General features: G+C 62.9%; 18 protein-coding genes. 10 read left to right on the forward strand and 8 right to left on the reverse strand.

The window, feature by feature from the left end:
- Positions 1–13 precede the first annotated feature (13 nt).
- On the reverse strand, positions 14–931 hold the full coding sequence (locus Q8O69_RS10875; protein ID WP_305592032.1) for a LysR family transcriptional regulator: 918 nt from the start codon (positions 929–931) through the stop codon (positions 14–16).
- A gap of 103 nt (positions 932–1,034) precedes the next feature.
- Here Q8O69_RS10875 and Q8O69_RS10880 point away from each other — a divergent pair, with 103 nt between their 5' ends.
- From Q8O69_RS10880 to Q8O69_RS10895, 4 genes are all read left to right on the forward strand, one after another.
- Positions 1,035–1,328 carry a putative quinol monooxygenase gene (locus tag Q8O69_RS10880; RefSeq protein ID WP_305592034.1) on the forward strand — a complete coding sequence of 98 codons (294 nt, stop codon included), beginning with the start codon at positions 1,035–1,037 and terminating at the stop codon, positions 1,326–1,328.
- Between the two features lie 9 nt (positions 1,329–1,337).
- Positions 1,338–2,354 (forward strand): zinc-binding alcohol dehydrogenase family protein, encoded by a 1,017-nt coding sequence (locus Q8O69_RS10885; protein WP_305592036.1) that lies wholly within the window; start codon positions 1,338–1,340, stop codon positions 2,352–2,354.
- Between the two features lie 159 nt (positions 2,355–2,513).
- Positions 2,514–4,397: a PAS domain S-box protein gene (locus tag Q8O69_RS10890; RefSeq protein WP_305592038.1), complete on the forward strand. Its 1,884-nt coding sequence runs from the start codon at positions 2,514–2,516 to the stop codon at positions 4,395–4,397.
- A 255-nt stretch (positions 4,398–4,652) separates the two neighbouring features.
- On the forward strand, positions 4,653–4,832 hold the full coding sequence (locus tag Q8O69_RS10895) for a hypothetical protein (RefSeq protein WP_305592040.1): 180 nt from the start codon (positions 4,653–4,655) through the stop codon (positions 4,830–4,832).
- Between the two features lie 2 nt (positions 4,833–4,834).
- Here Q8O69_RS10895 and Q8O69_RS10900 read toward each other — a convergent pair whose 3' ends face one another.
- From Q8O69_RS10900 to Q8O69_RS10910, 3 genes are all read right to left on the reverse strand, one after another.
- Positions 4,835–6,019 (reverse strand): multidrug effflux MFS transporter, encoded by a 1,185-nt coding sequence (locus Q8O69_RS10900; protein ID WP_305592042.1) that lies wholly within the window; start codon positions 6,017–6,019, stop codon positions 4,835–4,837.
- 126 nt (positions 6,020–6,145) lie between these two features.
- The gene (locus Q8O69_RS10905) at positions 6,146–9,274 is read right to left on the reverse strand and encodes an efflux RND transporter permease subunit (RefSeq protein ID WP_305592044.1); all 3,129 of its coding nucleotides are present in this window, start codon (positions 9,272–9,274) and stop codon (positions 6,146–6,148) included.
- A 12-nt stretch (positions 9,275–9,286) separates the two neighbouring features.
- Positions 9,287–10,426, reverse strand: a complete 1,140-nt coding sequence (locus tag Q8O69_RS10910) for an efflux RND transporter periplasmic adaptor subunit (RefSeq protein ID WP_305592046.1) — start codon at positions 10,424–10,426, stop codon at positions 9,287–9,289.
- Positions 10,427–10,564: 138 nt separating this feature from the next.
- Here Q8O69_RS10910 and Q8O69_RS10915 point away from each other — a divergent pair, with 138 nt between their 5' ends.
- A complete protein-coding gene (locus Q8O69_RS10915) occupies positions 10,565–11,209 on the forward strand; it encodes a TetR family transcriptional regulator (protein WP_305592048.1) in 645 nt (214 codons plus the stop codon).
- Here the strand turns inward: Q8O69_RS10915 and Q8O69_RS10920 are convergent.
- Positions 11,196–11,438 (reverse strand): heavy-metal-associated domain-containing protein, encoded by a 243-nt coding sequence (locus Q8O69_RS10920; RefSeq protein ID WP_371136106.1) that lies wholly within the window; start codon positions 11,436–11,438, stop codon positions 11,196–11,198. The two genes, Q8O69_RS10915 and Q8O69_RS10920, sit on opposite strands and share 14 nt — an antisense overlap.
- 119 nt (positions 11,439–11,557) lie before the next feature.
- Here Q8O69_RS10920 and Q8O69_RS10925 point away from each other — a divergent pair, with 119 nt between their 5' ends.
- Together Q8O69_RS10925 and cueR are read left to right on the forward strand one after the other, a co-directional pair.
- Positions 11,558–13,945 carry a heavy metal translocating P-type ATPase gene (locus Q8O69_RS10925; protein WP_305592051.1) on the forward strand — a complete coding sequence of 796 codons (2,388 nt, stop codon included), beginning with the start codon at positions 11,558–11,560 and terminating at the stop codon, positions 13,943–13,945.
- Positions 13,946–13,966: 21 nt separating this feature from the next.
- Complete coding sequence (cueR, locus tag Q8O69_RS10930; protein WP_305592053.1) at positions 13,967–14,365, forward strand: Cu(I)-responsive transcriptional regulator; 399 nt, start codon at positions 13,967–13,969, stop codon at positions 14,363–14,365.
- Between the two features lie 4 nt (positions 14,366–14,369).
- Here the strand turns inward: cueR and Q8O69_RS10935 are convergent, their stop codons facing one another.
- Both Q8O69_RS10935 and tesB read right to left on the reverse strand, forming a co-directional pair.
- Entirely contained in the window at positions 14,370–14,957 is a 588-nt protein-coding gene (locus Q8O69_RS10935; protein ID WP_305592055.1) for an HAD family hydrolase, read from the reverse strand.
- Entirely contained in the window at positions 14,954–15,823 is an 870-nt protein-coding gene (gene tesB, locus Q8O69_RS10940) for an acyl-CoA thioesterase II (RefSeq protein ID WP_305592056.1), read from the reverse strand. The genes Q8O69_RS10935 and tesB overlap by 4 nt, the downstream gene beginning before the upstream one ends.
- A 178-nt stretch (positions 15,824–16,001) precedes the next feature.
- On the opposite strand from tesB, the gene Q8O69_RS10945 reads away from it, so the two are divergent.
- The 3 genes from Q8O69_RS10945 to Q8O69_RS10955 are packed head-to-tail and all read left to right on the forward strand — an operon-like array spanning position 16,002 to position 18,978.
- Positions 16,002–16,922 carry a histone deacetylase gene (locus Q8O69_RS10945; RefSeq protein WP_305592057.1) on the forward strand — a complete coding sequence of 307 codons (921 nt, stop codon included), beginning with the start codon at positions 16,002–16,004 and terminating at the stop codon, positions 16,920–16,922.
- A 57-nt stretch (positions 16,923–16,979) separates the two neighbouring features.
- Positions 16,980–18,140 carry a class C beta-lactamase gene (gene ampC, locus Q8O69_RS10950; RefSeq protein ID WP_305592058.1) on the forward strand — a complete coding sequence of 387 codons (1,161 nt, stop codon included), beginning with the start codon at positions 16,980–16,982 and terminating at the stop codon, positions 18,138–18,140.
- Positions 18,141–18,153: 13 nt separating this feature from the next.
- Positions 18,154–18,978, forward strand: a complete 825-nt coding sequence (locus tag Q8O69_RS10955; protein WP_305592060.1) for a bifunctional 2-polyprenyl-6-hydroxyphenol methylase/3-demethylubiquinol 3-O-methyltransferase UbiG — start codon at positions 18,154–18,156, stop codon at positions 18,976–18,978.
- 90 nt (positions 18,979–19,068) lie between these two features.
- On the opposite strand, the gene Q8O69_RS10960 is transcribed toward Q8O69_RS10955, so the two are convergent.
- Entirely contained in the window at positions 19,069–20,202 is a 1,134-nt protein-coding gene (locus tag Q8O69_RS10960) for an aminotransferase class V-fold PLP-dependent enzyme (RefSeq protein WP_305592062.1), read from the reverse strand.
- Between the last annotated feature and the right edge of the window lie 94 nt (positions 20,203–20,296).

The raw sequence follows: 20,296 nt of genomic DNA on the forward strand, positions 1-20,296 counted from the left end.
GCTGGCGGCAATCTTAGTTCGGCCACGGTGCTTGCGCCAATAACTCCGCACAGCGAAGTTGAACGAACTCACGCAGCAGCAACACCGGTTTACTCAGCTGCGCCCGGTGCGCGCAGATCAGGTTGAGCGGTGTCGGCTCGCCGCGCAGTTCAGGTAACAACACCTGGAGCCGTCCGGCACCTACATCGCCGGCCACATCCAGCCAGGATTTGTACACCAGCCCAGCCCCGCTGACCGCCCAGCGCCGCACCACATCGGCGTCGTCACTGACCCGGTCGCCTTTGACGCTGATGTCCTGCTCGCGCTTGCCGTCGCTGAAGCGCCAGCGGTCATGCAGCCGTCCGCCGAGCATATAGAGCAGGCAGTTGTGCTCGGCCAGTTCATCGACCGTTTGCGGCGCGCCATGCTTGCGCAGGTACTGCGGTGCGGCGCACAACACGCGCCGGTTAGACGCGGCCACGGGCAGGGCGACCAGGCTGGAGTCCTCCGGTGCGCCGTAGCGCAGGGCAATGTCCACTGGCTCGCGGAACAGATCGGCTACGCGATCACCCAGCAGCAGACGCAACTGCACCTGCGGGTGCGCCTGCTGAAATTCATCCAGCCAGGGCAGCAAGGTATTGCGACCAAAGTCCGAGGGTGCAGACAGTTGCAACGGCCCGCTGATGCCGACCTTGCTGCCGGCCAGCTGCTGCCGGCCGTCATCTAAACTCTGCAAGGCCAGGCGCGCATGACCGAGAAACAGCTCACCCTCGGGTGTCAGGCGCAGGCTGCGGGTGGAACGGCTGAACAGGCGCGCCTCCAGCTGCTGCTCCAGGCGCTTGAGCGCGGCGCTGGCCACCGCCGGGGAAATATCCAGGCGCCGCGCGGCGGCCGAGAGATTGCCCAGATCAGCGGTGGTGACAAATAACTGCAGGTCATCAAAACGCAGCATGGCGGCTCATTATCAAAAAAATATTGAAAGAGACTCTAGTAGCAGGCTGTTTTTCTCGTCAATCAAATAACCGAGCATGTCAGCACTTGAACCGGAGTCCGCCATGACCACGCCATTGACTTTGATTGCCACCATCACCGCGCGCCCCGGCCATGCCGAGGCGGTTGAGGCCGGCCTGCGCCAGTTGGTGCCGCCTAGCCAAGCCGAAGCCGGTTGCCTGCAATACAACCTGCACCTGCATCAGGAGCAGCCCAGCCGTTTCATCATGGTCGAGCAATGGCAGGACGCCGCAGCCCTCAGTGCGCACCAGCAGACTGCGCACTTCCTGCATTTCGTACAGACCTGCGGCAGCTTGCTGGAACAGGTCGATCATCAACTGATGCAACGCATCCTCTAAGGAGCCCTTATGAAAGCTGTCGCCTATTACCAATCCCTGCCCGCCGATCACGCTGACGCGTTGCAGGATGTCGAACTGCCGGCACCCACGCCCGGCCCGCGCGATCTGCTGGTCGAGGTCAAGGCCATTTCGGTCAACCCGGTGGACACCAAGATCCGTCGCAACGTCGCCCCGGAAGGCGCCGCCGCCAAGGTGCTCGGTTGGGACGCCAGCGGTATCGTCAAAGCGGTGGGCAGCGAAGTCAGCCTGTTCCAGCCCGGCGACCGGGTCTATTACGCCGGCGCAATCAACCGCGCAGGGGCCAACAGCGAACTGCATGTGGTGGATGAGCGCATCGTCGGGCGTATGCCGGCAAAACTGCCGTTTGCCGAAGCCGCCGCCCTGCCGCTGACCGCGATCACCGCCTGGGAACTGCTCTTCGAGCGTCTGCAAATCACCCAGGGCAACGCCGATCAGGGCCAGAGCCTGCTGATCGTCGGCGCCGCCGGTGGCGTCGGTTCGGTGCTGGTGCAGCTGGCCCGTCAACTCACCGGCCTGACCGTGATCGCCACCGCATCTCGCCCGGAGACCCAAGCCTGGGTTCGCCAGCTGGGTGCACACCATGTGATCGACCATCGCCAGCCGCTGAGTGAAGAGCTGAAACGTATCGGTATCGATCAGGTGACCCACGTCGCCAGCCTGACCCAGACCGATCAGCACTTCGCGCAACTGGTCGAAGCCCTGGCACCGCAAGGTCGCCTGGCATTGATCGATGACCCGGAGCAGCCACTGGACATCATGCAGCTGAAGCGCAAAAGCCTGTCGCTGCACTGGGAACTGATGTTTACCCGCTCGCTGTTCGAGACCGCCGACATGATCGAGCAGCATCGCCTGCTGGATCGGGTGACCGAACTGGTGGATGCAGGCACACTGCGCACCACCCTGGGCGAGCACTTCGGCAGCATCAACGCGGCCAATCTGCGCCGCGCCCATGCGCTGCTGGAGAGCGGCACGGCCAAGGGCAAGATCGTCCTCGAAGGCTTTTAAAGCCGCTTAGCCACCCAGGCTCACGTGCTGCGTGGGCCGGGCAGCTTTTTTATCGCGCGCCCTGCATTCGACAAGCCGCAAGCTAGACTCAGTGCATTGCCTCTTTTCAGGCAACACTCATGCAGTTCTCTCGACCTGGCTAGCCATTGGCGGTAAGGGATGCGACCCGATCTTCAAGGCCCACTGCGCCTGGCTGGCGTATATATCCTGTTCAGCGCCCTGTGGATTTTCGGCAGTGACTACCTGCTGCACGCCCTGGTCAAGGACAGCGAGTTGGTGGCCGAGCTGCAAACAGGCAAAGGCCTGCTGTTTATTCTGCTCAGCAGCGGTTTGATTTTTTTCGTCAGCCTGCGTGATCGTCAGGCGCTGCGTCAGTTACTGGAAAACCTCACCCATAACAGCCGCCTGCTGCACCACACCCAGCGTAACGCCGGGCTCGGCAGCTGGGAGTACCACAACACTTTCCTCTGGAGCGACGAGGCACTCTGCCTGCTCGGCCGCGCCGCTGATAACCAACAGAGCACCAGCGAACAGCTGCTCAGCTGGCTGCACCCCGCCGAACGCGCAGCCGTGCAACGTGCCCTACGGGCCTTGCTGGAAGGCCACACCCCCATGATGGTGAGCGCCCGCCTGCTGCAACCCCAGCCACAGCAAGCCACCTGGCTGATGCTACGCGGCGAGGTCGACGAGCACGGCCACATCCTCGGCACGGTGCAGAACATCAGCGCGCAGAAACGCGATGAAAGCGCCCTGCGCGAAAGCGAGCAGCGCTTTCGTCTGCTGTTCGAGCAAACCCCGCGGATTGCCGTGCAAGGCTATGACCGCGAACGCCGGGTGATTTACTGGAACCAGGCCAGCACCCTGCTCTATGGCTATGCCGTGCATGAGGTGATGGGGCGCCGCCTGGAAGAGCTGATCGTGCCGCTACCGGCGCGCAGCAAGGTGGCCAGCGCGATCAACCTGTGGCAACTCGGTGGCTCGCCGATTCCTGCAGCCGAGGTGCAATTGCAGCGAAAGGACGGCAGCCTGGTGTGGGTCTATTCCAGCCACCTGATGCTGCGCAACAGCCTCGACCAGCTGGAGCTGTACTGCGTCGATATCGACCTCACCGAACAGAAGAAAATCGACATCGAACTGCAGGTCAGCGAAAGCCGCTATCGCTCGCTGGTCGAGCACCTGGGTGATGCCGTTTTTATCACCGATACCGACGACAAACTGAGCTTCCTCAACCCGGTCTGGGAGCAGATCAGCGGTTACCCGATCCACGAAAGCCTCGGCAGCCCGTTGCAGCGCTTTATGCCGGAACTGGGCCAGGCCACCCTGCGCCAGCGCCTGGAGGAACTGCGCAGCGGTAAACTCGCCAGCCTGCGCCTGGAATGCCAGTTGCTCACCCTCAGCGGCCAGGCGCGTAGAGTCGAGTTGCACCTCAACCTGAGCCTGCCCGAGCACAGCCTGCACGGCAGCCTGCATGACGTACATGAGCGCCATCAGACCCAGCATCTGCAGCAGGCGCGCAATGCGGTGCTCGACGAACTGCTCGGCCTGCGCCCGCTGCACAGCATCCTCAGCGGCATCACCCGTCGCCTGGAAAACCTGCAACCGCAGATGCGTGTGTCGATCATGCTGCTCGATGAGCACCAGCGCCTGCATCTCGGCGCCGCACCGAGCTTGCCAGAGGCTTATTGCCAGGCCATTGAGGGGATTGAGGCGGCGCTGGAGGTTGGCTCCTGCGGGCATGCCGCGGCGAGTGGCGAGTTGGTGATCGCCGAGGACCTCAGCCAGCATCCCTATTGGCGCGACTACCAGAGCGTCGCCCTGGCCGCAGGCCTGCGCGCATGCTGGTCACTGCCGTTCAAGGATGACAGCGGCCAGGTGCTGGGCACCTTCGGCATCTACTACCCGCAGCCCAGCCGACCGAGCGCCGCAGATATCGCCCTGGTCACCGAATTCACCCGCCTGGCGGGGCTGGCCGTACAGTTCAGCGCCAACCCCAGCACAGCCAAAGTGAGCGAATCAGACCAACGGTACGCCAGCCGTGATTGATTTGTTACAGGTCAATGAAAGTTCATATTGAGCGACTAGACTGGCCCTTCTTAAAACCTATTTACGATCTCGCGAGCTAGAGCAATGCAAGGCGCTACGTTAGTAACAGCCTCCGGCTGGTCAAAGCGGCGAGGAAGCGGACTGGGCTCGCACGCGAGTGTACGAGCTGTACATGAGCATTCCGAGCCGGCTTTTAACGCAGCAGGGCCGACGCGCAGCAGGTCGTAAACAGGTTCTTGCATAGGAGGCTCGTCGATGAACGTCATGATCCAACCGGTAAAAACAGCCGCAGGCCCGGGCTGGCAAGTAAGCTTCGGCAAACAAAGCGTGACCTTTCGTAGTGAAAGCGAGGCCCGCCAGTTTGTCAGCACCCTGCAAGCGCGCCTGAGCGCGCCGCATAGGCTGCCATTCGAGCAGCAGCGCGCCGCAAGTTAAACCTATGCGCGAATCGCGTTGCGCTCGACCCAGCGGGTAAACAGGGAAAAGCTCACGGCCAACACCCCGCAGCCGAAGATCACCACGGCAATCGGCCAGGCACTGCCGTCATGTAGCACGCCCACCATGGCGGCGGCACTGGCGGCGATGACGAACTGCAGACTACCGAGCAACGCCGAAGCACTGCCGGCATGGCTGCCCTGCCCGGCCATGGCGCACGCCGAGGCGTTGGGCAGGAGAATGCCCAGGCTGGCAATGCAGCCGAACAAGGGAATCAGCAGCGGCCACAAGGCCTGCGGCTTGGCCAGCGCCACCAGCAGCAGGGCCAGACCACAGGCCAGGTAAAACCACACAGTCTTGCCCAGCCAGTACGCCGGCCCGTGCCGCGCCACCAGCCAGGCATTCAGCTGCGCCACCAGAATAAAGCCCAGGGCATTGCTGCCGAACAACCAGCCGTAGTGCTCGGCGGGGATGCCATACAGCTCGATAAACACGAACGGCGAGCCGGCGATATAGGCAAACATCCCTGCAATCGCACAGCCGCCAGTCAGCGCATAACCGAGAAACGGCAAGTCAGCGAACAGCCGCTTGTATTCGCCCAACGCACCGCGCAGTGGCGCTGGCGGCGAGTCCTTGGCCAGAGTTTCCGGCAGCCACTTAGCCACCGCCAGCAAACAGACAAAGCTGAACAGCGTCAGGCAGATAAAGATCGACGGCCAACCCAACGTGCTGAGCAGCAGCCCACCGCCCAGCGGCGCGAGAATCGGCGCCAGGCCCATCACCAACATCAGCTGGGAAAACACCTTGGCCGAGCTGATCGGGTCGCACAGATCACGCACCACCGCCCGCGACACCACCATCCCGGCGCAGCCACCCAGGGCCTGGACAAAGCGCGCGGCGATCAGCCATTCCAGGCTCGGCGCCAGGGCGCAGGCCAATGACGCCAGGCTGAACAGCATGACCCCGACCAGCAGCGGTTTACGCCGGCCAAAGCGGTCAGCCAGTGGGCCGTACGCCAGCTGACCAATAGCCAAGCCGGCAAAGTAGGCGGCCAATGACAGCTGCACATGCTCCACATCGGTGGAGAACGCGCGTGCCAGGGTTGGGAAGCTCGGCAGATAGAAATCGATGGCCAACGGGCCAAAGGCGCTTAACGCGCCAAGAATCAACAGAAGACGTAACGGCATGGGTGTCCAGAAATGAAATAACCGATGGAGCCGCTGCAGCCCGGATCAACCCCGGGCTACAACGGACTGACAAACCGCTCCCAGCGTGCATCCGGGCGACGGCTTGTCCTTACCAGCGGGCGCTGGTCAAACCGACGTGTCGGCCTTTTTCCGGCCTTTGCCGATTTTCTCTGCCAGCGACTCCACCAGCAGGTAGAACATCGGGATCAGGAAGATCGCCAGGAAGGTCGCCGCCATCATCCCGCCGATCACCCCGGTGCCAATCGAGTGACGACTGGCCGAGCCTGCGCCCGAGCTGATCGCCAGCGGCACAACACCGAGAATAAACGCCAGCGAGGTCATGATGATCGGGCGGAAACGCAGGCGCGAAGCCTCCAGCGCCGACTCGAAGATGCCCATGCCCTGATGCCTGCAGATCACGGCGAACTCGACGATCAGAATGGCGTTCTTCGCCGCCAGACCAATCAGGGTGACCAGACCCACCTGGAAATACAGGTCGTTTTCGATGCCGCGCAGCCACACCGCGAGAATCGCGCCGAACACCGCAAACGGCACCGCAGTGACCACCGCCAGCGGCAGGGTCCAGCGCTCGTACTGGGCAGCGAGGATCAGGAACACCATGATCAGACCGAAGATAAAGGCACTGCTGCCCGAACCTTGCGACGCCACTTCCTGGAAGGCCGAGCCGGTCCAGCCGATGCTGTAATCGCTGCCCAGCACTTCCTCCGCCACTTGCTGAATCGCGCTCAGCGCCTGACCGGAACTGTAGCCAGGTGCCGGCCCGCCGAGGATCTTCGCCGCCGGGTAGACGTTGAAGCGCGCATAGGTATCCGGGCCGAGAATCCGCTCAACCTTGACCAGGCTGGCCAGCGACACCAGCTCGCCACTGCCCGCGCGCACATAGACCTGGGACAGGTCTTCCGGCTTGCTGCGGAACTCCGCTTCGGCCTGCAGGCTGACCTGGAAGGTACGCCCATACAGGCTGAAATCGTTGACGTAGTAGCTGCCGAACGTCGCCTGCATAGCGGTGAATACATCATTCACCGCCACGCCCAGGGCGCGCGCCTTGGTGCGGTCCAGGTCAATAAAGTACTGCGGCACGTTGGCGCTGAAGGTGCTTTGTACCCCAGCCAGCTCAGGGCGCTTGGCCGCAGCGGCGAGGAAGGCTTGCACCTTGGCCGCCAGCTCAGCGGTGGTGCCGCCACTGCGGTCCTGGATAAAACCTTCGAAACCGCCAGTGGTGCTCATGCCGGTGATCGGTGGCGGGTTAAAGCTCAGCACCACACCATCTTTCTGCGCGGCGCCCATGCCCATAAATTCGCCGGTCAGGTTGCGTGCATCCAGCTCAGGCGTGGTGCGCTCGCTCCAGTCTTTCAACGGCACGAAGGACACCCCGGCGTTGCTGCGGGTGCCGAAGGTCAGCACGTCGAAGCCGGCAAAGGTCACCACATCCTGTACGGCTGGGTGCGCCATCAGTTGCTGGGTCACGTCGCCGGTAAGCTTCTCGGTGCGGGTCAGCGAGGCGGCCGGCGGCAGGAAGTAGGCGTTGATCACATAACCCTGGTCTTCGTTGGGCACCAGGGAGCTAGGCACCCGGTTGAACAGCACCACCATCAGCGCAATCATCGCGCCGAACAGCAGCAGGCCCACCGCCGAACGCTTGAGGAAGAAGCGCACGCCCGCGGTGTAGCCGTTGGTCAGCTTGTCGAAGACCCGGTTGAAGGCGCGGAACGGCGCGGCCGGCTCATGGTGCCCAGGCTTGAGCAGCAAGGCGCAGAGCGCCGGGCTCAAAGTCAGGGCGACGATGCCGGAGATCACCACCGACACGGCAATGGTGATGGCGAACTGTTTATACATCTCCCCGGCCAGGCCGCCGAGGAAGCCCACCGGCACGAATACCGCGCAGAGCACCAGGACGATGGCGATGATCGGCCCGGTGACTTCTTCCATGGCTTTGATGGTCGCTTCACGCGGGCCGATCTTGTCGGTGGCCATCACCCGTTCGACGTTTTCGATCACCACAATGGCGTCGTCCACCACAATACCGATGGCCAGCACCATGCCGAACAGGGTCAGCAGGTTGATCGAGAAGCCGAGCATGTACATACCAGCAAAAGTGCCGACCAGCGAAACCGGAATTGCCAGCACCGGGATCAGCGTAGCGCGCCAGTTCTGCAGGAAGATAAACACCACCAGCACCACCAGGATCAGCGCTTCAAAGAAGGTGTGGATCACCTCCTTGATCGATACCTGAACGAATTTGGTGGTGTCATACGGCACTTTGTAGGTCATGCCGCTGGGGAAGTTCTGCGACAGCCGTTCCAGGGTCTTGCTCACTGCCTCGGCGGTGTCCAGGGCGTTCGCGCCGGGCTGCAGATATACACCGAAAGCGGCGTTCTGCTGACCGTTGAGCGAGGTCATCAGCGAGTAATCCTGCGCCCCCAGCTCGATCCGCGCGACATCCTTGAGCAGCAGGCTGGCGCCAGTGTCGTCGGTGCGCAGAATGACGTTTTCGAACTCTTTCGGGTCGGTGAAACGGCCCTGGGTGGTTACCGTGTAGGTGAAGTCCTGCTCTTGCTTGAGCGGCTGCTGGCCGAAGCTGCCGGCGGCGAACTGCGAGTTCTGCTCACGGATCGAATTGACCACATCGGTCGGCGTCAGGTTGTACTGCGCCAGCTTGTCCGGTCGCAGCCAGATGCGCATGGAATAGTCTTTCGAGCCGAACTGGCTGACATCACCCACACCTGGCAGGCGCTTGAGCTCGTCGATCACGTTGATCAGCGCGTAGTTGCTGATATACACCGGGTCGCGCGAGCCATCCGGCGAGTACAGGGTCACCACCTGGAGGATATCGGAAGACTTTTTCTGCACCTTGACGCCCTGCCGGCGCACTTCTTCCGGCAGTTTGGCCAGGGCGGCCTGGACGCGGTTGTTGACGTCGATGGTGGCCTGATCGGGGTCGCGACCTACCTCGAAGTACACCGACAGGCTCATGGCGTTGCCGCCGGAGTTGGACTGCTGGTAGATCATCCCCTCAACGCCGTTGATCGACTGCTCCAGCGGCGCGGCCACTGTTTCGGCAATCACCTGGGCGCTGGCACCAGCGTAGCTGGCGCTGACCGACACCTGCGGCGGGAGGATCTGCGGGTACTGGGCGATCGGCAACGAGCGCATGGCCATCAGGCCCGCCAGCACGATGATGATCGAGATGACCGCGGCAAATACCGGACGGTCGATAAAGAAGCGTGAGATCACCGGGGACGCTCCTTAGGATTGGCTGGCGGCTGGGGCGGCAACTTTTACCGGGCTGTCCGGACGTACCTTGGGCAGGCCCTCGACTATCACCCGATCACCGGCGTTGATGCCGGAAACAATCACCCAGCGGCCTTTGGCGGTGTGCCCGGTGGTGACCTGGCGCATGCGCGCCACGCCGCCTTCATCCACCACATACACAAAGGTTCCGGCCGGGCCCTGGGCAATCGCGCGTTCCGGCAGGGTCATGGCATTGGGGATGCTCAGGCCTTTGACCTGCACCCGGACGAACTGGCCCGGCAACAGCGTCTGATCCGGGTTGGGCACCACGGCGCGAGCGCTGACGGTGCCGGTGCCGCGATCCACCAGGCTATCGGTAAAGTCCACCTTGCCTTCCAACGGGTAGACGCTGCCGTCACCGAGCTTGATCTGCACGCTCATCTTGCCGTCTTCTGGCAGCACCAAGCTGCCGTTCTGCAGGCCGCTGCGCACGCTTTCCACATCGGAATCCGGGGCGGCGAAGTTGACGTAGATCGGGTCCAGCTGGGTGATATTGCTCAGCAGGCTGGCACTTGGATCGCCGGCCACCATCAGGCTGCCTTCGGAGACGGTTTCCTTGCTGGTGATCCCTGAGATCGGCGCTTTTACCGTGGTGTAGTCGAGGTCGATCTGCTTGGACTGCACTTCGGCCTCGGCGGCCTGGATATTCGCCTTGCTCTGCTCGAAGTTGGAGACCGCGTTGTCCAGCTCGCTCTCGCTGGCAAAGCCCTTTTTCTGCAGTTCGCGGATGCGCTTGAGGTCGCGCTCGGTCTGCCGATAGCGCGCCTGTTCCTGCGCCAGCGCGCCCTTGGCGCGGCTCAATGCGGCCTGGTAGGTGCGCGGGTCGATGCGGAACATCACCTGGCCTTGCTTGACCTGACTGCCCTCCAGATAAGTGCGCTCCTGCAGAATGCCACTGACCTGAGCGCGCACCTGCACTTCACGGAAACCCGCAGTGCGCGCGGAGTACTCAAGCTCCAGCGGCAGAGCCTCGGCCTTGACGGTCTCTACCACCACCTCGGGCGCTGGCGGAGCATCGGCGGCAAACAGCGGGGCGGCCAAAAAAGCCAACAGCAAGGAACCGGCAGTAACCGGCAGACGACGGGGAAAAAGCATGGGTGTCTCCGAATAAACGCGGGGCGCAACGTTTGAGACCGGCAATGCTAGTTACATACACAAGTGTTTGTAAATAGAACATTACCCTTAAGTTCATTACACTTTGTGCTGAGCCTAGCCAGAAATACGCCTGCCGCCATGCGTCGAACCAAAGAAGAAGCCGAGAAAACCCGTTGCGCCATTCTTGAGGCCGCCGAAACGCTGTTTCTGGAAAAAGGCGTGGCGCACACCAGCCTGGAGCACATCGCCCGGCATGCTGGGGTGACGCGCGGCGCGGTGTATTGGCACTTTGCCAACAAGGCTGATCTGTTCAACGCCATGCTCAACCAGGTGCGCCTGCCACCCGAGCAGTTGGCCGAACGCATGCGCGGCTGCCCCGAGCACGACCCACTAATGACCCTGCGCCAGCTGTGTATCGAAGCCATCGAGAACCTGGCCCGCGAACCGCAGAAGAAACGCATCTTCACCATTCTGCTGCGCAGGTGTGAGTTCACCGAAGAACTGCGCGAGGCCGAAGAGCGCCAGGAAGCCTTTATCAACCTGTTTATCGCGCTCTGCGAGCAGCAGTTCAACACGCCCTCAGTGCGCCAGCGCCTGCATGCCGGGCTGACGCCGCGCCTGGCTGCGCGCACCGTGCATGCGTTGCTGATCGGCCTGTTCTACGACTGGTCGCGCGACCCCAATCTGTTCGACCCACTCAGCGACGCCGCGCCGATGATTGATGCCTGCTTTCGCGGGCTGATCCGCGACTGGCCCAATGCTGCAGTGCTTACGCCAGGCTGACGCCGTAACCCTGCTCGACGATGGCGACCATCAGCTGATCGACCGACACGCTGCTGCTCACCCGCACTTCGCCACCGGGAAACTTCACTTTCACATCAGCTGCCGGGTCACAGGCCAACAGCGCCTCGGTGATGGTCTTGACGCAATTCTGGCAAGTCATGCCATCAACCCGGAATGCGTGAACCTGAGAAACCTGCATAAACAACCTCCTGAATAAATAAGCCGCCATGGTAACCGCACAGCTGCAGTGTTGGCCTTGCCATAAAGGCAAGGTCAAGGGATAAAAGGCCTTGACCTTGACAGCATGGCAAGGTTGATCCTGTGCTGGAACTCAATGGAGGACCACCCATGTCCAGCCTCACCACCTTCAACCTGCCCATCAGCGGCATGACCTGCACCAGCTGTGCCGGGCGGGTCGAGCGCGCCCTGGCCAAGGTGGCCGATGTCGTCAGTGTCAGCATCAACCTAGCAAGCGAACAGGCGCGCGTCGAAGCGCCTGCCGACAGCCTGGAACAGCTGGTCAATGCCGTCAGCGCGGCCGGCTATGCGGTGCCCAGCGAGCGCCTGGAGCTAGCTCTTTCCGGCATGACCTGCGCCAGCTGCGCGGGACGTATCGAACGCGCCCTGGCGCAGCAACCGGGGGTGCTCTCGGTCAGCGTCAACCTGGCCAGCGAGCGTGCCCAGCTGCAGGTGCTGCGTGGCACTGATCACAGCGCCCTGCTGCAGGCCGTCAGTCAGGCCGGCTACCGCGCCAGCCTGCTGGACGATGCAACGCAGGCACAGCCAACAGCCGAGCGGCATCTGCAGCGCGAACGCTGGTCCCTGCTGCTGGCGATTGTGCTAACCGTACCGCTGGTCATTCCCATGCTCGTCGAACCCTTCGGCCTGCACTGGATGCTGCCGGCTTGGCTGCAGTTCGCCCTGGCCACGCCAGTGCAATTTATCTTCGGCGCGCGCTTCTACCGCGCAGCCTGGAGCGCCCTGCGCGCCCGTGCCGGGAATATGGACCAGTTGGTGGCCATCGGCACCAGCGCCGCCTACGGCCTGAGTTTGTATCAGTGGGCGGCAAGCCCGGCTGGCAGCATGCCGCATCTGTACTTCGAAGCCTCAGCGGTGATCATCACGCTGATCCTGCTCGGCAAATACCTGGAAAGCCGCGCCAAACGTCAGACCAGCAGCGCCATCCGTGCTCTGCAGGCGCTGCGCCCGGAACGCGCCCTGCGCCTGCAGGCTGGCGTCGAGCAGTGGGTGGCGCTGGGCGAACTGCAATTGGGCGATGCCATCGTGGTCAAGCCCGGCGAACGCTTCCCGGTCGATGGCCTGGTTCGCGAAGGCCAGAGCCATGCTGATGAAGCGCTGATCAGCGGCGAGAGCCTGCCGCAACCCAAACAGCCAGGTGATAGCGTCACCGCCGGGGCCATCAACGGCGAAGGCCGTCTGCTGGTGGAGACCACCGCCCTTGGCGCGGAAACCGTGCTGTCACGGATTATTCGCCTGGTGGAAGACGCCCAGGCGGCCAAGGCGCCGATCCAGAAGCTGGTGGATAAAGTCAGCCAGATCTTCGTGCCCAGCGTGCTGCTGATCGCCCTGGCCACTCTGCTCGGCTGGCTACTACTCGGCGCAGGTATCGAAACCGCGCTGCTCAATGCCGTGGCGGTGTTGGTGATCGCCTGCCCCTGCGCCCTCGGTCTGGCCACGCCCACCGCGATAATGGCCGGCACCGGCGTGGCGGCGCGCCACGGCATTCTGATCAAGGACGCCGAAGCCCTGGAAATCGCCCATTCGGTGACCCTGGTGGCCTTCGACAAGACCGGCACCCTGACCTCCGGCGCGCCACGTATCGCACACCTGCGTGCAGTAGACGGCGACACAACCCAACTGCTGCAACTGGCCGGCGCCCTGCAGCGCGGCAGCGAACATCCGCTGGCCAAGGCAGTGTTGGATCAGTGCACAGAGCAGCAACTGGCACTCGCCGACGTCAGCAACAGCAAGGCGCTGGCCGGGCGTGGTATCGCCGGGCAGATCGGCGAGCAGCAACTGGCCCTGGGCAACAAGCGCCTGCTGGAAGAGCACTTCCTGCACCACGACGAACTAGCCGCCGACGCCCTGGCCTGGGAGGCTGAAGGCCGCACTCTGTCCTGGCTACTGGAATTGGCACCGCAACCGCAGGTACTCGGCCTGTTTGCCTTTGGCGACACACTTAAACCAGGCGCAGCCGAGGCCATTGCCGCGCTGACCGCCCAGGGCATTGCCAGCCACCTGATCAGCGGCGACAACCCCGGTAGCGTCAAGGCTGTAGCCGAGGCCCTGGGCATCAGCGCCGCGCATGCCGAAGTGCTACCGGCGGACAAGGCGGCGATCATCTCTGAGCTGAAGAAAGACGCGGTGGTGGCCATGGTCGGCGACGGCATCAACGACGCGCCAGCCCTGGCTGCCGCCGATGTCGGCATCGCCATGGGCAGCGGCACCGATGTGGCCATGCACGCCGCCGGCATTACCTTGATGCGCGGTGACCCACGTCTAGTGGCGGACGCCCTGGATATCAGCCGACGCACCTATAACAAGATTCGCCAGAACCTGTTCTGGGCCTTTGCCTATAACCTGATCGGTATTCCCCTGGCGGCCGCCGGCCTGCTCAACCCGATGCTCGCGGGCGCAGCCATGGCGTTGTCCAGCGTCAGCGTGGTGAGCAATGCGCTGCTGCTGAAAACCTGGAAACCCAAGGACCACGAATAAGCCGCCGGCAGGAGAAAAACCATGAATATCGGCCAAGCCGCCAAGAAAACCGGCCTTAGCGCCAAGATGATTCGCTACTACGAAAGCATCGATCTGCTGCCTGAAGCCGGCCGCACCGACAGCGGCTACCGCCAGTACAGCCAGCAGGACCTGCACCGCCTGGCGTTTATCAAACGCTCACGCGATCTGGGTTTTTCCCTGGCCGAAGTCAGCCAGCTACTGGCCCTGTGGCAGGACCGCCAACGCGCCAGTGCCGATGTCAAAGCCCTGGCCGCTGCACATATTAGCGAGCTGGAACGCAAGATCAGCGAACTCAGCGGCCTGCGCGACACCCTCAGGGATTTGATGGACAACTGCCAGGGCAACGACCGCCCGGACTGCCCGATCCTCAAGGACCTGGAGTCTGGCTGCTGTCATTGACGGCTTAGATCGCCTGCTGCAACGCCCGGCAATCCACGGCGAAATGGTCGGCCAGTTCCGGCCAAGGATTTTCTGCCAGGTTGACCAGCACGCTGCGCGCGCCAGCCGCGCGGGCGCATTCCAGGTCAAAGCGGTAATCGCCCACCATCACCAACTCGCTCGGCGCGACCTGCCAGGTTCTGGCGAAATGCAGCAGGCCGCCAGGGTCGGGCTTGGGCGGCGCCTCATCGCGGCCGATCACGTCCGGCACGGCAAAGCAGTCATCCAGACCGATGGCGCGCAGGGTCAGCAGCGCCAGTTCATGGGCATTGCGGGTGAGGATGCCGAGGCGACAGCCACGGCCGTGCAGCTCGCGCACCAGCTCAATCGCCCCTGGTGCCGGCTCGGCGGTAAGCGCCAATTCGCGCTCATGCTCCAGCAGCCAGGCATGTTTAGCCGCAGCCACTGCCTCGGGCAGCCCGGCCAGATGGCCGAGGATGTCGTCCTCCAGCGGAATATCCAGCGCCCGCTTGATTGCCTCGAAATCATGCACCGCCAGGGTCAGGGTGCCATCCATATCGAACACCCAATGACGGACAGCGCTCAGACTCACTTCCAGTCCTCACGCACGCGGGTCAGGCCTTCCTGGGCAACCGAGGCGACCAACTGGCCCTGACGGTTGAAGATGCTGCCACGGGAGAAGCCGCGAGCATTGCCGGCCCAAGGGCTGTCCATGCTGTACAGCAGCCAGTCGTCCATACGCAGGTTGCCGTGGAACCACAGTGAGTGGTCGAGACTGGCGACCTGCATAAATTTCTGGAACACCGACACGCCATGGGGCTGCATCGAGGTGGTCAGCAAGTTGAAATCGCTCGCGTAGGCCAGCAGCAGCTTGTGCAGTTGCGGCTCGTCCGGCAGCGGCGCGGCAGCACGGAACCACACATGCTTGATCGGCTCGCACGGCTTGGGCGCGAAGGGATTGATGCGCGTCACCGGGCGAATTTCGATGGGCTTGTCGCTGGTAGCGCGCTCACGCATACGCTCGGGAATCATCGCCTCGACCATGCGCGCCAGCTCGGTTTCCGACTTCAGCTCCTCCGGCCCGGGCACTTCCGGCATCGGGTTCTGATGATGAAAGCCTTCTTCATCAATCTGGAACGACGCGCTGCAGGTAAAGATCGGCTTGCCCTTCTGTATCGCCGTCACCCGCCGCGTGCTGAAACTGCCGCCATCGCGCACCCGATCCACCTGATAAACCACCGGCAACGTGGCGTCGCCTGGGCGCAGGAAGTAGCCGTGCATAGAATGCACATGGCGCACTGCATCCACCGTCTGGCTGGCCGCCGAAACGCACTGGCCCAATACCTGGCCGCCAAACAGCTGGCGAAAGCCAAGGTCCTGACTGACGCCGCGAAATAGATTCTCTTCGATGGTTTCCAGGGTCAGCAGGGCGACCAACTCATTCAACACCTGACTCATTCATGCTCTCCTGTAAACGCAGTGGGGCGAGATGGTAAAGACTTTGCCAAGGCTTGTCGGCCCGACTGAAAGATGGATGCGGACAATAATGGCAGCATTATGGCCAATCGACAGCCGAGCTTGAGCGCAAGCGGAGCCTGCCGCCATACTTCGACCACTTCCGCCCGAGCCCGCCACCATGCGCCTGCCGCTGGTCTACCACGACGACTACAGCCCGCCCTTCCCGGCCAACCACCGCTTCCCCATGGAGAAGTTTCGCCTGCTGCGCGATCACCTGGTGGACAGTGGCCTGAGCACCGATGCCGAACTGCTGCGTCCTGAACTCTGCCCGACAGAGGTACTCGCCCTGGCCCATTGCCCGGCCTATATCGAACGCTTTGCCAGCGGCGAACTGGCTTATGAAGAGCAGCGCCGCCTCGGCCTGCCCTGGAGTGCAGCCCTGGCGCAGCGCACCATTCGCGCTGTCGGCGGCTCGCTGCTGGCCGCCGAGCAGGCGCTGCAATATGGCCTGGCCTGCCACCTGGCCGGCGGCACCCACCATGCGCATTACGATCATCCGGCCGGCTTCTGCATCTTCAATGACCTGGCGGTGATCAGTCAGTACCTGCTGGCCAGCGGCAAGGCCCAGCGTGTGCTGATATTCGACTGCGACGTGCATCAGGGCGACGGCACCGCACGCCTGCTGGAAAACACCCCGGAGGCGATCACCGTTTCACTGCACTGCGAAAAGAACTACCCGGCGCGCAAGGCCGCCAGCGACTGGGATATCCCCCTGCCCAACGGCATGGGCGATGCCGACTATTTAAAGGTAGTGGATGACACCCTCAACTACCTGCTGGCGCTGTACCAGCCGGATATCGTGCTCTACGACGCCGGCGTGGATGTGCACCAGCACGACGCCCTCGGCTATCTCAACCTGACTGACGCCGGCATCGCTGCCCGTGACGCAGCCGTGCTCAACCACTGCCTGGACCGTGATATCCCGGTGGTCGGGCTGATCGGCGGCGGCTACGACAAGGACCGCATGGCCCTGGCCAGGCGCCACGGCATACTGCATCACAGCGCCGCAAAGGTCTGGCAAACGCGCGGGCTGGGATAAAAACAGCGCACGCGCTGTCACATCGCGCATCTCCACGACCAAGGAATCTCACACAGCATGTACGCAAAACTCAGCACACTGCCGGCACTACTCGCCGCACTCACATTCGGCAGCGCCGCACACGCAGACGACACACTGCAGTCGCTGGTGGACGCCAGCATTCGCCCAGTGATGGCGGAACACGATATTGCCGGCATGGCCGTGGCAATCACTCACAACGGCCAGGCGCACTACTTCAACTATGGCGTGGCGCGCCTGGACGACCAGCAAGCGGTCACCAGCGACACCCTGTTTGAAATCGGCTCGCTCAGTAAACCGCTCACCGCCACCCTCGCCGCCCTGGCGCAAAGCACCGGCAAACTGAGCCTCAGCGATAACGCCGGCCAGCACTGGCCCGAGCTGCAAGGCAGCCAGCTGGAACACGCCAGCTTGCTCAACCTCGGCACCTACACCGCCGGCGGGCTGCCGCTGCAGTTCCCCGACAGCGTGACCGACCCAGCCAGCATGCTCACCTACTACCGCCAGTGGCAGCCCGAATACGCGGCCGGCAGCCATCGGCGCTACTCCAATCCCAGCATCGGCCTGCTCGGCATGCTCGCGGCCAAGAGCCTGGGCCAGCCGTTCCCCACACTGATGGAGGGCACGTTGTTTCCCGCGCTCGGCATGTCGCACAGCTATATCCAGGTGCCGACGCAGCAGATGCCGCGCTATGCCTTCGGCTACAGCAAGGACAACCAGCCACTACGGGTTACCCCGGGCATGCTCGACGCCGAAGCCTACGGGGTGAAAACCAACGCCAAGGATATGCTGCGTTTTGTCCAGGCCAACCTGAAACCAGCCGGCCTCAATAAAGACCTGCAGCGCGCCATCGCCATGACCCACAGCGGCTATTACCGCGTCGGCGACATGACTCAAGGCCTCGGCTGGGAGCGTTACCCCTACCCGATCAGCCTGGAACGCCTGCAGGCCGGCAACTCCCCGGCCATGGCCCTGGAGTCACAACCCGCTAAACGTCTCGCACCACCGGAAACCGAGCCGGGCGACAGCCTGTTCAACAAAACCGGCTCCACCGGCGGCTTCGGCGCCTACGCCGTATTTGTCCCCAGCCAGAACCTCGGCCTGGTTATGCTGGCCAACAAGAACTACCCCAACGCTGCCAGAATCAAGACCGCCCACGCCATACTGAGCGCGTTGGATAAGCACGCCCCCACACACTGAATGGAATCCCGTCATGGATGACTCGTTTGCCCTGAACAAAGCCAACTGGAACGAGCGCGCCGCCTTGCATGCGGCCTCGCCCGATTACCAAATTCAGCTGTTTATCGCCTCACCCGCGCACTTATCCGAGGTGGTGCGCTTTGATCTGCCGCGCCTCGGCGATATCCGCGGCCTGCGCGCGGTGCACCTGCAATGCCATATCGGCACCGACACCCTGTCGCTGGCCCGCCTGGGTGCGCAGATAAGCGGGCTGGACTTCTCATCTGCCTCACTGGAACAGGCCCGTAAGCTGGCAAATGCCTGCGGTGAGCACATCGAATTTGTCGAAGCCTCGGTCTACGACGCCGCCAAGGTGCTCGGCGCGCAATCGTTCGACCTGGTCTACACCGGCATCGGCGCGCTGAACTGGCTACCGCAGATCGATGACTGGGCGCGTAATGTCGCAGCTCTGCTAAAACCCGGCGGCCGCCTGTTTCTGCGCGAGATGCATCCCGTACTGATGACGCTCGATCAGGACTGTCAGGATGCCCTGCAGATGGTCCATTCCTACTTTGAACATAGCGAGCCGCAGGTCTGGAATGACGAGTACAGCTATGTGGAAAGCGACAGCAAGCTGACTGCCACCACTACCCACGAATGGAACCACGGCCTGGGCGAAATCATCACCGCGCTACTACGCCATGGTATGCGTCTGACTGCCCTGGAAGAGCACACCAGCATCCCCTGGGAGGCCCTGCCGGGCCAGATGAGCCTGGGTGAAGATGGCGAATGGCGGCTGAATAGCCAGCCGGAACGACTGCCACTGAGCTATACGCTGCAGGCGGTCAAGGTCGGGTAATCCGTAGGATGACGTTGAGTGCAGCGATACGCATCGGCAGGTATCGCTGCACTCCAGAAGAGCGATGCTCAACTCGCCCTACGCACCCGACTACCCCGCCAACACCTTATCCAGCGCCTGTTCCAGAGTCGCCACGGTGCGTTCGATATTGCCCAGTTTGTCCAACCCGAACAGGCCCAGGCGGAAGGTCTGGAAGTCTGCCGGCTCATCGCACTGCAACGGCACGCCCGCGGCGATTTGCAGGCCCTGGGCGGCGAATTTGCTGCCGTTCTTGATGCTGGCGTCGGTGGTGTAGCAAACCACCACACCCGGCGCTCCGAAGCCTTCGGCGGCGACGCTCTTGAAGCCTTTGCTGGTGAGCAAGGCGCGCACGCGATCACCGAGTTCCTGCTGCTGGCTGCGTACGGTGGCAAAGCCGATGGCTTCGGCCTCACGCATGGCATCGCGGAAACGCGCCAGGGCATCGCTGGGCATGGTGGCGTGGTAGGCGTGGCCGCCCTGCTCGTAGGCCTGCATGATCTGCAGCCATTTTTTCAGGTCGCAGGCAAAGCTGGTGCTTTGGGTGGCTTCCACGCGTGCCTGGGCGGCCTCGCTAAGCATGACCAGGGCGCAGCACGGCGAAGCGCTCCAGCCTTTTTGCGGGGCGCTGATCAGCACGTCGATGCCACAGGCCTGCATGTCCACCCAGAGGGTGCCGGAGGCGATGCAGTCGAGCACAAACAGGCCGCCAACCGCATGCACGGCATCCGCCACGGCGCGCAGGTAGCCGTCCGGCAGGATCATCCCGGAGGAGGTTTCCACATGCGGGGCGAACACCACCTGGGGTTTTTCTGCGGCGATAACTGCCAGCACATCGACCAATCGCGGCGGGGAAAACGCCGCCTGGCTGCCTTCGGCGACCGGGCGGGCCTTGAGCACAATCGACTCAGAAGGGATCTGGCCCATCTCGAAAATCTGCGTCCAGCGGTAGCTGAACCAGCCATTGCGCAGCACCAGGCACTTTTGCCCAGTGGCCAGCTGGCGTGCCACCGCTTCCATGCCATAGGTGCCGCTACCGGGCACGATGGCCATGGCATGGGCGTTGTAGACCTGCTTCAGGGTGCTGGAAATATCCGTCATCACGCCCTGAAACGACTGCGACATATGGTTGAGGGAGCGGTCGGTGTAGACCACCGAGTATTCGATCAGGCCGTCGGGGTCGATGCTGGGATAGAGGTCAGACATAAGGGGCTCCAGTCAGAAATTCACCCCGCGACCCTGCCCGAAGCCGGGGCAAATGACAAGGTCGCGGCGGCCTCGGTTAGAATGCGCGCCATTA

It is taken from the genome of Pseudomonas sp. (genome assembly GCF_030690725.1).
Classification (GTDB): Bacteria; Pseudomonadota; Gammaproteobacteria; order Pseudomonadales; family Pseudomonadaceae; genus Aquipseudomonas.

Excerpts from the sequence above, each read along its gene's own strand:
- Q8O69_RS10955 (WP_305592060.1), top strand. The coding sequence starts at position 18,154 with ATGGATGACTCGTTTGCCCTGAACAAAGCCAACTGGAACGAGCGCGCC.
- Q8O69_RS10895 (WP_305592040.1), top strand. The coding sequence starts at position 4,653 with ATGAACGTCATGATCCAACCGGTAAAAACAGCCGCAGGCCCGGGCTGG.
- Q8O69_RS10875 (WP_305592032.1), bottom strand. The coding sequence starts at position 931 with ATGCTGCGTTTTGATGACCTGCAGTTATTTGTCACCACCGCTGATCTG.
- Q8O69_RS10900 (WP_305592042.1), bottom strand. The coding sequence starts at position 6,019 with ATGCCGTTACGTCTTCTGTTGATTCTTGGCGCGTTAAGCGCCTTTGGC.
- Q8O69_RS10910 (WP_305592046.1), bottom strand. The coding sequence starts at position 10,426 with ATGCTTTTTCCCCGTCGTCTGCCGGTTACTGCCGGTTCCTTGCTGTTG.
- Q8O69_RS10915 (WP_305592048.1), top strand. The coding sequence starts at position 10,565 with ATGCGTCGAACCAAAGAAGAAGCCGAGAAAACCCGTTGCGCCATTCTT.
- Q8O69_RS10890 (WP_305592038.1), top strand. The coding sequence starts at position 2,514 with ATGCGACCCGATCTTCAAGGCCCACTGCGCCTGGCTGGCGTATATATC.
- Q8O69_RS10880 (WP_305592034.1), top strand. The coding sequence starts at position 1,035 with ATGACCACGCCATTGACTTTGATTGCCACCATCACCGCGCGCCCCGGC.
- ampC (WP_305592058.1), top strand. The coding sequence starts at position 16,980 with ATGTACGCAAAACTCAGCACACTGCCGGCACTACTCGCCGCACTCACA.
- tesB (WP_305592056.1), bottom strand. The coding sequence starts at position 15,823 with ATGAGTCAGGTGTTGAATGAGTTGGTCGCCCTGCTGACCCTGGAAACC.
- Q8O69_RS10885 (WP_305592036.1), top strand. The coding sequence starts at position 1,338 with ATGAAAGCTGTCGCCTATTACCAATCCCTGCCCGCCGATCACGCTGAC.
- Q8O69_RS10925 (WP_305592051.1), top strand. The coding sequence starts at position 11,558 with ATGTCCAGCCTCACCACCTTCAACCTGCCCATCAGCGGCATGACCTGC.
- cueR (WP_305592053.1), top strand. The coding sequence starts at position 13,967 with ATGAATATCGGCCAAGCCGCCAAGAAAACCGGCCTTAGCGCCAAGATG.
- Q8O69_RS10920 (WP_371136106.1), bottom strand. The coding sequence starts at position 11,438 with ATGGCGGCTTATTTATTCAGGAGGTTGTTTATGCAGGTTTCTCAGGTT.
- Q8O69_RS10960 (WP_305592062.1), bottom strand. The coding sequence starts at position 20,202 with ATGTCTGACCTCTATCCCAGCATCGACCCCGACGGCCTGATCGAATAC.
- Q8O69_RS10945 (WP_305592057.1), top strand. The coding sequence starts at position 16,002 with ATGCGCCTGCCGCTGGTCTACCACGACGACTACAGCCCGCCCTTCCCG.